Below are 12,929 nucleotides of genomic sequence, written 5' to 3'. Positions count from 1 at the left end.
TGGTAGCCTATTTGCTGAAAATTTTCCAGCACGGCTAGACATTTTGGCTGAATCGTATTGTTTTATTGAAAAAAAGAGTGAGAAAAAAATCGTCTTAGATTTTTTTCTCACTCTTTTAACTGTATTTTTTACGCCACTACTTCTGCGATAATCTCAATCTCCACCAACACATCCATCGGTAATTTAGAGATTTCAATCGTTGTGCGTGCAGGATATTCCGCACTAAAATACTCAGCATAGACTTCATTGAATGCCGTGAAATCCGCCATATTTTGTAAATAGCATGTCGTTTTGACTACATGAGCAAAATCACTACCAGCTTCTGTTAAAATCCCTTGAATATTTTTCAGTACTTGATTGGTTTGTTCTTTAATCGTTGTACCAACCACCTTGCCTGTTTCAGGATCCAGTGGAATCTGACCAGAAGTAATCAATAAACCATTCACAATTTTTGCTTGTGAATATGGCCCAATTGCTTGTGGTGCTTGCTTTGTTTTAATTGTTTTCATTTCTTTTCCCCCAGTAAATGACAAGTTGTTACTTTTTGTTATTTTATTTGTTTCTATTTTTCCATTGTACTGCAACCATTTTCGGAATGCTATATTTTCTCAATTATTCCCAAGCGCTGATGCTGTGCCATCCTTTTGTAAAACAGCTTCAAAACCTTGGCGCATCCTTTCAAGTCCCTCGTGTAGTTTTGCTTGCGAACAGCCAATATTTAACCGTAAAAATCGTTGCCCATTACCACCATATATCGAGCCGTCCATAATAGCGACTTTCCCCACAGAAACTAAAGCCTCTTGTAAGCGGGCCACATCTGGAACTGCCGCTGATACATCCAACCACATTAAATAAGTTGCCTCCAGCTCCGTCACTTTAATTTTTGGCAAATATGTCTGTAAAAAATCTTTCACGTAACGTTGGTTCTCCGCTAAATAATCATTCAACTCGTCAACCCAAGTACCACATTTTTGATAGGCCGTCATGGTTGCTAGCATTCCCAAAATACTTGTTGATGATAGACCATCGGCGTTTTTTAATTTGAGCTGAAAAGCGTCACGTAATTCGTTATCTGGAATTAGGGCGTAAGCAAAAATCAGCCCTGGAAAATTAAAGGTTTTCGTGCCACTGGTAATAATGGCAGATTTTTTATAATCAAATTGCGTAATTGGTCGATGAACTTGGCCTTTATTAACGATATCCATATGAATTTCATCAGAAAGTAAAAACACATCATACTGTTGGCACAATGAAACCATTCGCTCTAATTCCCATTGCTCCCAAACACGTCCTGTTGGATTATGCGGGGAACATAAAAGCAAACAGCGATTTTCTGGTTGCGCTAGTTTTTTTTCTAAATCAATAAAATCAATGCTGTAGCGCTTCTCTTGATAAAGCAATTCATTTGCCACTACTTGCCGCTTATTTTCCTGAATAACTTTAAAAAATGCATCATAGGCAGGTGTTTGTAAAATAATGCCCTCCCCTTCGTTAGTTAATAATTGAATCAAAGCAGAAATCCCGTAGATAACGGTCGGGGTATACATAATCCAGTGTTCTTCAATCTTCGTCTGGAATCTTGTCTGGTACCACGTTTGAATTGCTTCTTTTAATTGCGGATGGTTCCACCTCGTGTAGCCAAATACTGGATGTTTCAAACGCTCCTGTAATGTTGCCAGAACTGCCTCTGGCACAGCAAAATCCGTATCGGAAATAGTGAAGGGAAGCAAGTCCGCTTCCCCAAATCGGTCTTCTACAAAATCCCACTGTGTACAATACGTTCCTCGTCGATCAATTGCTTTATCAAACGACACACTCTTCACCTTCTGTCTTTTTTCTAACCTAAAATCATCTCTAATTGATTACGGACCGTTGTCACTTTGGTTCCGATAATCACTTGTACATTCTGCGCATCTAAATGTACAACGCCTAAAGCCCCTAATTGCTTTAATTTGTCATCATCTACTTTATTAGCATCTGCTAACACTAAACGTAAACGCGTAATGCAATTATCAATAGCTTGAATATTCTCTTGCCCACCCAAAGCCGCTAAAATCCCAGGCGCATCATAGCCACCCGTTTTCTTATATTGAACTTCTTGATCGGTATATTCAGTCTCATCTAAGACCTTGTCTCGTCCAGGTGTTTTTAAATCAAAGGTTACAATGACTGTTTTAAAGACGAAATAATAAATAACAAACCAGATAGCGCCGACAATGAGAACCCACCACCATTTTGTATAAGTTCCTTGTAACAAGCCAAAAATAACAAAGTCCAGTAGCCCGCCATCAGTGTTCCCAATCACAACACCTAATAAAGCCATTACCATGAAACCTAGACCAGTCATAATGACATGAAACAGCCATAATAATGGACTAATAAATAAGAATAAAAATTCAATTGGTTCTGTAATGCCAGTGATAGCCGTTGCAATCACACCTGAAAGGAGTAAGCCTTTAATCTTATGTCGATTCGCCGGAGCTGCAGTATGATACATCGCAAGTGCCGCCGCTGGTAATCCAAAAATAAAGGTCGGCATTTTCCCTTGTGACAAGAAAGCTGTTGCGCTTGGTGAAATCGGTAAATTATTTTGCAATTCTGCATAGAAAATATTTAACGCACCAAACACTTCTTTGCCAGCCACCACCGCTGAACCCCCTGCTTCAGTAAAACGAATCATGGAAACCAAAATATGATGCAACCCAAACGGTAACAGTAGACGTTCCCCTGACCCAAACAGAAAAGGCCCAAAAATACCAGAACGTTGGATAAGTTGGCCAATCGCCATAATCATTAGCGCGAAAAGTGGCCAAACTAACGGAATGACTAAGCCCACGAAGGCCATCACTAATGAAGTAATAATTGGCACAAACCGTGCGCCAGAAAAGAAGGCAAAACTATCTGGTAGTTGCACCGTATAAAATCGATTATGCAACTTATAGACAATAAGCCCCGCGATAATTCCACCGAGAACGCCCATTTCAATCGTTTGAATCCCAAAAACCATTCCTTGGCCAGCTTCCCGCAACTGTTCAGGATCCACGAGGCGATTCGTCTGCACTAAATAGAAATTAATCGCTAAATTCATCACCGTATAGCCTACGAAACCTGAAAACGCAGCAATTCCTTTTTCTTTCCGAACTAACCCCAACGGAATGGCCATTGCAAACATGACAGGTAAATAGGCAAACGCAAAACCACCAATTGTCGACATAAATTGGAAAATAATTTTTACTGCGGGCTTTCCTAAAAACGGGATTGTTTCAATCATAGATTCACTGGAAAAAGAACTTCCTAATCCCAACAAAATCCCCATAAAAGCTAATAAAGCCACTGGCAACATAAACGTTTTGCCTAATCCTTGGAAAAACTCCCAGAAAGTCGCTTTCTTTTTCTTTACTGCCATTTCTTAACTCCTCCATTCATTCTTTACAAAACTAAAAATGATTGCGTTTACATTCATTGCCCTCATTATAACTAGCCCAAAACAAAGAAAAAAGAGGCTACACTTTTTCTGTATCCCCTTACATCATTTAGTATGGTGTTGCATAAAATTACCGCGGCTGCTTTGCCTCTGCGTACATTAATAAAACCGTATCGAACAAACAAATGACAGCAATTCTTGAACTTAAATCCACGCGCTGATGATAACGTGTCGTCCCTTTGGCAAATAACGTCGTCGTCGACAATTTTTCCAAGGTGCTTCCTTTAGTCGAAATCAAACTAATCATCGGCACTTGCTGTTCCTGCGCTACACGTGCATACGCTAAAATCCCCTTAGTTTCTCCTGTATAACTGACAAAAATGGCTAAATCCCGTCCATCCAGATTCTTAACTGCTGCCGCTTGTTCATCCCAATCAGATCGTGCATAGGCTTTTTTTCCTAAAAATGTTAGCTTTCGTGCAAAATCAGTACAAATAGGAAAACTGCCACCAACACCGAACACTTCAATCGTATTCGCGCACTCAATCATTTTTAGCATTTCCGCGACTTTGGCTTCATCCATCTGTTGAAAACTATCTTGCACATTGGCAATCAACTGTTGCGTAATAGCTTGAAAACTACGACTATCGCTTTCTGTGCTCTCGCTCTGCACCGATTGGACGATTGCGTATTTTAATTCTTGGAAGCCTCGATAACCTAAGTGTTTTGCTGTTCGAGAAATAGTGGCTGTTGAGACAAACAACGCCTGCGCCACCTCATAAATGGTTTGTGAACTAATTTCCGTCATATGCGTCAAAATATAATCCAGTACTTGATTTTCAATTTTACTTAAATCATTTCGTTTCTTTTCTAACAAAGCGATTAATCCCTCAGTCGTCATCCAATCCCTCACTTTAAATCCTTTTTTATAATTATACACCAGAATATTCTGATTATTTCAATAAGAAAGTCCAAAATAACCAACAGCGGCTCCATCATTCGCCAGAGAAAAAAATCAGCCTTCCGATGGAGGTACTTATTGCGCGTTCTTGCTATACTCTGTATATAGAAAACAGGAAAAATTTGGAGGTAGTACGTATGAATAATCAACGACCAATGTTTATAAATATTCTTTTAGTGGTCCTTTTATTTTTAGTTGTCGGTTCACTCTTTAGTGCCGTTGTCGGTATCGTGGGAAGCTTATTGTGGCTAGCAGTAAAAATTTTAGTTCCCGTAGCGATTATCGTGTGGCTTGTTCGAACAATTTCGGGAAATAATGGTAACTGCCGCCGTCGTTATTAAAAAAACAGGTTTTCCTTTTCGGAAAACCTGTTTTTTTTACTTCTTTTATCTAAAAGCATATACAATATTGCTAATACCAAACATCATAAAGTAGAAGCCAACTAAGAAGCTTAGAGTTAATGCTGAAGACAATGGATTAAATAATAACATTACACCTAAGATAATCCCTAAAACATCAACAATTAATGTGAACCAGAAGTAACCTGTACTTACTCGTTTAGCAAAATCTAAAGTAAATAAGCCGAAAATTGAGTCGAATAAAAACCAAATTGCAAAAACAAATGGTAACACAGCGACACCAATATTTAAGTTAAACAATAAGTAAACACCAATTAGGATATCAATAATCCCTAAGATGATCGGTGCATAAGCTTTGTAGCCTAGCAATTCTTTCATACGATTACGTACAAAAATTTCAAAAATCCCTTTAATAATAGCAAAAATCGCAAAAACCATCACAATGGCAATTAAATTACCGGCAGGATTTTGGAAAGAAATTAATGCAGTCAGAACAAATAGAATTCCTAATACTAATGAACCCCAGTCCATTCCATGATGTTGTCGTTGTTCCATGACACTCACTCCTCTATAAAATAATTTATTACACTTATTATGTTACTACTATTTTACAAGGTGTCAAATATTTTCATCGTGCTTTCTGAAAACCATTTCAATGATAACTCCATTAAAAACAACGTATCACTTGATTGTCTCTTTTTTGGTGCACAATTGTGCCTTTTTTGTATAAATAAGTCCCTCGTTTTCCCGCAAAAAAACCGTTACTTTTTCATCTAGTTTATAAAAAAGTAACAGTTATAAATTATTTTTTCTTTTTCCCAATCGAGAGAATCCCTCTTTTTATGACATCAAAGAAACTCAAAGATTGGACCATATGATCTGGGTCAACATATTCACGAATAGCTCGTAACACTCGCTTCGGCTCTTTTGAAGCAAACGTATACGTCCCATTTTTCTTGGTTTGAATCGCATAACGAGGAATCCATTTTCCTTTGAACATTACTGAAGCCAACACGTAATCGACTTCTTCCCACGGAATTTGGATAAACTTACGTGGATCTTTGGCATGGTAAAATTCAAACCCGCGGTCACCTATCATAATTTGTCCATAATCTGTTAATCCTGTAAATGCCGTCGCATCTATAACTAAATCAACTTTTGTGTTTAATGATTGTACCATGTTATCTGCTCCATTTCATTCGACTAATTCCTCTTTATTATACGTTTCTTTCCTGATCGAAACAAACAAAATTACATCTTTGTTTAAAAAAGCGGAAGAAAAGTTTCTCGACTTCTCTTCCGCTTTTTTTGATTAGAAGTAATAAACTTACCTCGTCATTCTTATAATAAGCCGATTAAGTGGCCGACTACGCCGACTACGAATAAACCAAGAATGATAACGATTGGGCTAACTTTTTTCTTCAATAACCACATACATAAGAATGTAAGTAGTAATGGTGCTAGACCTGGAATCAATTGATCTAAGTTATCTTGTAAAGTAGTAACTTTCGTTGGTGAAAGCGCCAAGCCTTGGTTCACTTGTTCAAAGGCTTTATGCATTCCTTCACCGCCAGCAGGAAGTTTATCCCACTCGATATAAGCACCTTTGTCTAACTTAACTTGTGAGACAATTGGTAAGAACTTAATCGATACCCAACGTTGAACTAATGCGGCCAGTACGAACATCCCTAAAATAGAAGCACCTTTTGTAATATCTTGTAGTAAACCACCTGAAAGGTCATCAGTAATTTTAGAACCTGCTTTGTAACCAAACTCTTGTGTATACCACATGAATGACCAACGAATTAAGTTCCAAGCAACGAAGAATAAGATTGGGCCTAAGATATTACCACCCATTGCTAAGGAAGCACCTAAAGCTCCTAACATTGGACGAACAGTAAACCAGAAAACTGGGTCACCGACACCGGCTAAAGGACCCATCATCCCAACTTTAACCCCTTGAATCGCTACGTCATCAACTGGTGCGCCATTGGCACGTTCTTCTTCCAAAGCTAATGTTACACCAAGGATTGGTGAGGCAATGTATGGGTGTGTATTAAAGAATTCTAAGTGACGTTTTAACGCCGCTGAACGTTCTTCTTTCGTTTTATATAATTTTTTGATTGCTGGAATCATTGAGAATGCCCAGCCGCCGTTTTGCATACGTTCATAGTTCCAAGAACCTTGGATAAATGTTGAACGCCAAGCTACAGCTAAACGATCTTTTTTAGTTAATTGAATTTTTTCTGCCATTTTCTTTGCTCCTCCTTCAGAATTAGTAGTCGTTTAAAATATCGCCTAATGGGTCGCCAGAGTTGCCTCCGCCATTTGAGTTAGAAGAACCGCCCATTTTAGATAAGTTCAAGTAAATAAGAGCTAAAGCGACACCTAAAGCACCTAATGCGATTAATGTTAATTGAGAAATCGCTGCGACTACGAAACCGATAATGAAGAATGGCCATACTTCTTTTGTTGCCATCATGTTGATTACTAATGCATAACCTACGGCAACGACCATACCACCACCGATAGCCATACCATCAGTTAACCAAGCTGGCATTGATTCTAAGAAATTACGAACAGTGTCAGCAGGAATGAATAGTAAAGCACCTGCTGGAATCGCAATACGAATACCTTGTAAACATACAGCGAAAATGTGTAACATTTCAACTTGTTTAATGTTGCCTTTTTCAGCAGCCGCATCCATCATGTGAACGATTGGAACCGCAACTGTCCGAACGATCATTGTTAAGAACAAACCTGCAACCGCTAAAGGAACTGCGATGGCAATCGCTGAAGGAACACCTTTAACACCTTGGCCACCTAAAACTAAAATAATTGCTGAGGCAACAGATGCTAAAGCGGCATCCGGCGCAACGGCAGCCCCGATGTTCGCCCAACCTAACGCGATCATTTGTAAAGTACCACCTAAAACAATTCCGGCTTCTAAATTACCAGTAACTAATCCGATTAATGTACATGCTACTAACGGTTGGTGGAATTGGAACTCATCCAAAATCCCTTCCATACCAGCTAGAAAGGCAACGAGTAAAACTAAAATAATTGATATAACAGACATGATAAGCCTCCTATTTTGATTTGTATTTGACGAGTTACGCGTTTGCTAACTCATTTTTTGCTTTTTTCAAAATTTCGTCCATATTCGCTTTTGAATCATTTGGCACTTTACGCACATCAAATTTGATGCCTTTGGCTTTTAATTCATCAAACGTATCAACGTCTTCTTGACCCATTGATAATACTTTGCTTACAACGACTTTTCCAACAGAGTGAGCCATTGAACCAACGTTTACTTCTGGGATTTCTACGCCGCCTTCAACCACTTTTAAGACGTCTTCAGGATTTTCAAATAATAATAATGCTTTTGTATTGCCAAAACGTGGATCTTTCGCTACTTCAATCATTTTACTGATTGGAATAACATTGGCTTTTACTCCTGGAGGAGCTGCTTGTTCGATTAATTTCTTACGTAAGTCATCTTTTGCAACGGCATCAGAAACAACAATAATTCTGTTTGGTTGTGTTGCTTTTGTCCAAGCTGTTGCTACTTGACCATGTAATAAACGTGAATCAATACGTGCTAGCACAAATTTAATTTTGCCATCGCCAACAACTGTACCTGGTGGTAACGAACCTTTTGGCTGTGCATCTTCTGTCGCAGCAGCTTTTGGTGCTTCTGCTGGTTGTAACTCTTCTGGTTTAACTTTGACACCATCTTTTGCTGTTTCAAGAATGTGTGTCGCAATTTCTTGTGCTGATTCCATAGAGAAACGAGAAGCATATGCTTCAATAACCATTGGTAAGTTCATACCTGCAACGATTGCCCATTTGTCTTTATGATCTTCTAACAATGAGTTCGCTTGGTTAAATGGTGTTCCTCCCCATAGGTCAACTAAAAATAGTACTTCGTCTTGATTGTCAAACGATGCAATGGCTTCTTGCATTTTTGCTTTTACATCATCGGGACCTTCGCTAGGCATTAACGTAACTGCTTTTACATTTTCTTGTTCGCCAAAGATCATTGCACCAGATTGCAAGATCCCTTCAGCAAATTCACCGTGACTTGCTAGGATAATTCCTACCATTTTTATACCTCCTGTATAATTGATGTTTTTTTTCATGGTTGTACTGCTAAACGCTTTCACTTTTTGAAAAAAATCAGATAAATCAGATTCTGACAAAAATAAATGAAAAAATTTCAATAGTTCTTGATTTTTTTCAACATCAGCACTTGCCTTTATCAATACAGTTCATGAAGCAATGATGTTGGTCCTAGGCCACCACATCCTTTCAATGTCTTTCGTCTGTAAAAATAAACGTCAGCTGGCGTTATTTTCTTTGCTACGCTCTTTTTTCAGTAAATCCATCAAATTCACTTGGCTGTCTGCTGCGACTTTTCGAATTTCCAATTCAATACCTTGTTCATTTAAAAACAGAAATGCTTTTAAATCGTTGGCATCCACTGCGACTGCATTCGTAATCATTCGCTTGCCTGTGCTGAAACTCATTCCGCCAATATTCACAGAAGTTAGTTGTACACCGCCTTCGACCACTCGTTTCACGTCCAAAGGATTAGTGAATAACAACATGGCTCGAAACGAATCAAAACGAGGATCAGGGTAAACATCAATCATTTTTTGAACAGTGATGACATTTACTTTGACACCAGGTGGAGCAGCTTGGACCAACAAGGCTTTTCTCAAATTGTCATGAGCAACGGAATCACTAACCACTAAAATGCGATTAATGTTCGTCAATTTTGCCCAAACAGTTGCTACTTGGCCATGAATTAATCGATCATCAATTCGAGCTAAACGAATATCCATTACCATCGGGAATGCTCCTTTAAATTCATTTTTAAAGGTTAGGACCTTTGTCTTTTTACTTAAAAATTTTAGGTAAAAAGGGACACCTTATTATAAGCAAGTTTCGTGCCAACTTTAGTGTATCGGTTTGAAACCTAGAAAATTATAGGTTTTTTTAAGAAAATTAAAAAACGATACACTAATAAATAGTGTATCGTTTTTTCTGTATTAATCTAGTGTATCAATTTCGGTGATTTTATCTTCGATACACTGAGCATTTTTGACTAACTGTGCGATAAAATAAACTTCTTCTGTTGGAACATCCATATTAAGAGCTTCTTCCATAGTCTCAATTGAGGCCACAATCACTGGATAAATTGGTTCTTGAACCAATCGACCAAGTTCCTTTTCTGAAACCGTCAGTGTATCATTCCGTAAAATACGCTCCAACATGCCCGATGTGTGCATAATCAAATTGATATAAAATGTGTACTCTTCTGGCATCGCTAATTGGGTTTGGATATTTTTAGCGAATGACCACAACAGATCAATGATTTTTTTTCCATTAATGAAAGTGAAACTTTGCTCCATATATTTGAGACAAATTTCTTTTGCTGCCGCTTCGTCCAACGGCTTATTCATTACTTCTTCTTTCCGCTCTGCTAGTAATTGCTGAATAATTTTTTCTGCTTCACCGGAAAAGAAATTTTCCATGGAAATATAAGGAACTCCAATTTTGGGATTGGTAATCCCAGTTGTCGCAATAATTTCATAGTCTTCTTGAATTTTAGGCAAGACTTCTTTCATATTTACAATGGACAAAGGAATCACTTCTAAATGCCAGTCTATTTGTGGCAAGACAGCTTCCTCAATAAGCTCTTTCATTCGGCGCGCAGTTCCTTCTCCAGAAGCGCAGATAGCAATAATTGCTCTTGTTTTCCAATTTTCAATGATTTGTTTCGTTTCACTTTGGCGAATATCGGCATAGCCATGAAAGTTTTTTAAAGACTCGTGAAGTGTTTCCAATTGCGTATCAATTAATGCGGTTTTGCGGGCCGCTTCAAGCACAATTGGCGTGGTCACCATGTCTACTGTCCGCACATCAATGCCTGTCTGGCGTACAATTTCTTCTGAAAACGTACTTAATGAACCCATGTCCACCAATAATAGTACGCCATTTTCTTCATTCACTTCACCAACTGCTTCAACGATTTTACGCAAAGCTTCTTTCGGTGGCATATCTAACGGCATATCCACAGCCTTCAAATTATCAACATTTAACAATTGAGAAACCACTTGTACCATACTGCTAGCGGTACTATTTCCGTGCGCAGCCACGACAATGCCAATCCGGCCAGCCTCAGGATTTTCTCTTAAAGAAATGAGCAAAACAGCTAAATAGTAACTTTCAGATTCAGGAATCTCCATCTGATAACTACTTTCAATAATATTTTTAATTTCTTTCGCTGTTTCAAACTCTGTTGGATAATCTAAAACCATATTTCGAATACTTTCATTTAAAGGATGCTTAGGATCTTTGCCTAATTGGATGCGTTTCAAGAAAGAACTAATGTGTAAACTCATTGCATAAATAAAATTGGGTTGAAACGAATACGATAACCGCTTCGCTGCAAAATTATAAATTTTCTTAGTGACATCAATAATTCGTTGGTCAACAATTTCAGCCAATTTATTTTCTGTATCAAAGGTGAATCCATAATCTTTGTAGAAAGATTTTAAATGAACATTGATATCCGTTGTAATAAAATTATTAATTAGTTCTTGGTCCAAGCCGTCTGCTTTTAAGAGAGCCGCTTTATCTCCAATAATCTCATATAGATTGTAAGGCAATTCATAGGCATCTGACTGAATAGCTACTAAAGATTCATTTGGTGATACCACTAATTGCGGTTCCAGATATTTCGATAACTCCGACAATACTTCTCGATTACTGGCAAGTTGCATAATGCCTTCTTTAATATTGTCCGTTAATTCGTCCATCGTAATCATTAATTCCTCTTGTTCCATCTGATTAAGGAACCCTCGCGCAGTCACAAGTTGCACATTCGATTTTAGCTGACCGACATTTCCATAAGAAACACTTCCAATTAACGCTTTGACCACATCTTCTGACAAAGAGATTCGCCGTTGAATCCGCGCTGCTTCCATTGAAACCATCACTTTTAGGAGGTCAATTTTTTCTTTCGCAGGACGGTCACTAAAGTTCGGTAATTGAATGATAATCGGAATGCGTCGCACAAAAGTATTCAATAAAGAAGAAGTAGGATTCTCCGTCGTAGCACAAATAATCCGAACATCCGCATGATGTGATTTCACTGTTTCACCTAAACGCGCGTACACGCCGTGATCCATAAAATAAAAAATCATTTCTTGTCCTTCGGGTGGTAACCGATGTACTTCATCTAAAAACAGAATGCTGCCATCTGCTTCATCAATAATCCCTTCTTTCGCTTTCGTAGCGCCTGTGAAGGCCCCTTCTACATACCCAAATAAATGCGACATCAAAAGTTCTGGATTATGCGCATAGTCTGCACAGTTAAATACCACAAACTCTTTTTCTTTGGCCACAATTTGGTTCAGCTTCGCAAATTGAAACATGGCATGAGCAAAATAAGTTTTCCCAGAACCTGTTGGTCCAGTAATTAAACAATTCAAGCCTTTTGGCGGATATAAAATCGCTGCTTTGGCTTGTTCAACCGGCGTTTTCATGCTTCCAGCTGAACCGATAATTTTTTTGAAAATATCTTCAACTTCTGGGGTTTTGCTGGTCGTGACTACTGGTTCAACCAATGGTTCGATAAAAGCTTTTGTGGAGTGATCCATTGATTTTTCCCGATAACTTTTAACTGGCTTGGTTAATGGTCGATGCTGAAACGCCACCTGCGCGACATATTTTACTGGACGACCAGATAATTTTTTCAAACGCCCTTCACGAACCAGTTGATTCAAATCTTTACTAGCATTGGTCCGCTGAATGTTTAAACGTTCTGAAATTTCTTGTGTCGTGACTCCCGCATCACTTGTTAAGGTCATTGGCGTTAAATTCTTCGTTTGCTCTTTAACATATTGATAGATTTTTTCAATCCGCTTCATTTTTGATGGCTCCTTTAATCGATACACTAATTAATTTACATGATACAGTGTATCATTAAAAAAATACACTAAAAACCCTTTCATGAAAAAAATTTCTGTTTCACATGAAACATTTTAAAAAAGCGCCTTTTTTCTATAAAAAACCCACCTTTTTATTCGTTTCTGTAAAAAGATTGAAACTCCTTGAAAAAAGGTTCTGTAGCCGATATAATGCAGAGAGGTTCAAGAATATATTAAAAGCGAGG

12 protein-coding genes are annotated in these 12,929 nt (G+C 38.1%); 1 reads left to right on the top strand and 11 read right to left on the bottom strand.

The window, feature by feature from the left end; all coding sequences use genetic code 11:
- Positions 1–128: 128 nt before the first annotated feature.
- The 4 genes from IGL86_RS00135 to IGL86_RS00120 form a co-directional block, all read right to left on the bottom strand.
- Positions 129–509: a RidA family protein gene (locus tag IGL86_RS00135; RefSeq protein WP_002356039.1), complete on the bottom strand. Its 381-nt coding sequence runs from the start codon at positions 507–509 to the stop codon at positions 129–131.
- Between the two features lie 99 nt (positions 510–608).
- A complete protein-coding gene (locus tag IGL86_RS00130) occupies positions 609–1,823 on the bottom strand; it encodes a MalY/PatB family protein (protein WP_002397716.1) in 1,215 nt (404 codons plus the stop codon).
- A 14-nt stretch (positions 1,824–1,837) separates the two neighbouring features.
- A complete protein-coding gene (gene malX, locus IGL86_RS00125) occupies positions 1,838–3,406 on the bottom strand; it encodes a maltose/glucose-specific PTS transporter subunit IIBC (protein ID WP_010818093.1) in 1,569 nt (522 codons plus the stop codon).
- Between the two features lie 148 nt (positions 3,407–3,554).
- Positions 3,555–4,325, bottom strand: coding sequence for a MurR/RpiR family transcriptional regulator (locus IGL86_RS00120; RefSeq protein WP_010816225.1), 771 nt, complete (start codon positions 4,323–4,325; stop codon positions 3,555–3,557).
- 197 nt (positions 4,326–4,522) lie between these two features.
- Here IGL86_RS00120 and IGL86_RS00115 point away from each other — a divergent pair, with 197 nt between their 5' ends.
- Positions 4,523–4,726: a hypothetical protein gene (locus IGL86_RS00115; protein ID WP_002381332.1), complete on the top strand. Its 204-nt coding sequence runs from the start codon at positions 4,523–4,525 to the stop codon at positions 4,724–4,726.
- 45 nt (positions 4,727–4,771) lie between these two features.
- Here the strand turns inward: IGL86_RS00115 and IGL86_RS00110 are convergent, their stop codons facing one another.
- The 7 genes from IGL86_RS00110 to IGL86_RS00080 form a co-directional block, all read right to left on the bottom strand.
- Positions 4,772–5,299, bottom strand: a complete 528-nt coding sequence (locus tag IGL86_RS00110) for an HdeD family acid-resistance protein (RefSeq protein ID WP_002356034.1) — start codon at positions 5,297–5,299, stop codon at positions 4,772–4,774.
- 247 nt (positions 5,300–5,546) lie between these two features.
- Entirely contained in the window at positions 5,547–5,924 is a 378-nt protein-coding gene (locus tag IGL86_RS00105; protein ID WP_002356033.1) for a DUF956 family protein, read from the bottom strand.
- Between the two features lie 161 nt (positions 5,925–6,085).
- A complete protein-coding gene (locus IGL86_RS00100; protein WP_002356032.1) occupies positions 6,086–6,997 on the bottom strand; it encodes a PTS system mannose/fructose/sorbose family transporter subunit IID in 912 nt (303 codons plus the stop codon).
- Between the two features lie 22 nt (positions 6,998–7,019).
- On the bottom strand, positions 7,020–7,823 hold the full coding sequence (locus IGL86_RS00095) for a PTS mannose/fructose/sorbose transporter subunit IIC (RefSeq protein WP_002356031.1): 804 nt from the start codon (positions 7,821–7,823) through the stop codon (positions 7,020–7,022).
- 34 nt (positions 7,824–7,857) lie between these two features.
- On the bottom strand, positions 7,858–8,850 hold the full coding sequence (locus IGL86_RS00090; protein WP_002356030.1) for a mannose/fructose/sorbose PTS transporter subunit IIA: 993 nt from the start codon (positions 8,848–8,850) through the stop codon (positions 7,858–7,860).
- Positions 8,851–9,084: 234 nt separating this feature from the next.
- The gene (locus IGL86_RS00085; protein ID WP_002385473.1) at positions 9,085–9,597 is read right to left on the bottom strand and encodes a mannose/fructose/sorbose PTS transporter subunit IIB; all 513 of its coding nucleotides are present in this window, start codon (positions 9,595–9,597) and stop codon (positions 9,085–9,087) included.
- Positions 9,598–9,798: 201 nt separating this feature from the next.
- Positions 9,799–12,684 (bottom strand): sigma 54-interacting transcriptional regulator, encoded by a 2,886-nt coding sequence (locus IGL86_RS00080; RefSeq protein WP_033626084.1) that lies wholly within the window; start codon positions 12,682–12,684, stop codon positions 9,799–9,801.
- Between the last annotated feature and the right edge of the window lie 245 nt (positions 12,685–12,929).

The organism is Enterococcus sp. DIV0774 (genome assembly GCF_050539095.1).
Classification (GTDB): Bacteria; Bacillota; Bacilli; order Lactobacillales; family Enterococcaceae; genus Enterococcus; species Enterococcus faecalis.
This window is presented reverse-complemented; position numbering and strand designations above follow the sequence as displayed.

What these genes read in the sequence shown, in the direction of transcription:
- IGL86_RS00120 (WP_010816225.1), bottom strand. Translation starts at nt 4,325, where the DNA reads ATGACGACTGAGGGATTAATCGCTTTGTTAGAAAAGAAACGAAATGAT.
- IGL86_RS00100 (WP_002356032.1), bottom strand. Translation starts at nt 6,997, where the DNA reads ATGGCAGAAAAAATTCAATTAACTAAAAAAGATCGTTTAGCTGTAGCT.
- IGL86_RS00095 (WP_002356031.1), bottom strand. Translation starts at nt 7,823, where the DNA reads ATGTCTGTTATATCAATTATTTTAGTTTTACTCGTTGCCTTTCTAGCT.
- IGL86_RS00135 (WP_002356039.1), bottom strand. Translation starts at nt 509, where the DNA reads ATGAAAACAATTAAAACAAAGCAAGCACCACAAGCAATTGGGCCATAT.
- malX (WP_010818093.1), bottom strand. Translation starts at nt 3,406, where the DNA reads ATGGCAGTAAAGAAAAAGAAAGCGACTTTCTGGGAGTTTTTCCAAGGA.
- IGL86_RS00085 (WP_002385473.1), bottom strand. Translation starts at nt 9,597, where the DNA reads ATGGTAATGGATATTCGTTTAGCTCGAATTGATGATCGATTAATTCAT.
- IGL86_RS00115 (WP_002381332.1), top strand. Translation starts at nt 4,523, where the DNA reads ATGAATAATCAACGACCAATGTTTATAAATATTCTTTTAGTGGTCCTT.
- IGL86_RS00090 (WP_002356030.1), bottom strand. Translation starts at nt 8,850, where the DNA reads ATGGTAGGAATTATCCTAGCAAGTCACGGTGAATTTGCTGAAGGGATC.
- IGL86_RS00105 (WP_002356033.1), bottom strand. Translation starts at nt 5,924, where the DNA reads ATGGTACAATCATTAAACACAAAAGTTGATTTAGTTATAGATGCGACG.
- IGL86_RS00110 (WP_002356034.1), bottom strand. Translation starts at nt 5,299, where the DNA reads ATGGAACAACGACAACATCATGGAATGGACTGGGGTTCATTAGTATTA.
- IGL86_RS00080 (WP_033626084.1), bottom strand. Translation starts at nt 12,684, where the DNA reads ATGAAGCGGATTGAAAAAATCTATCAATATGTTAAAGAGCAAACGAAG.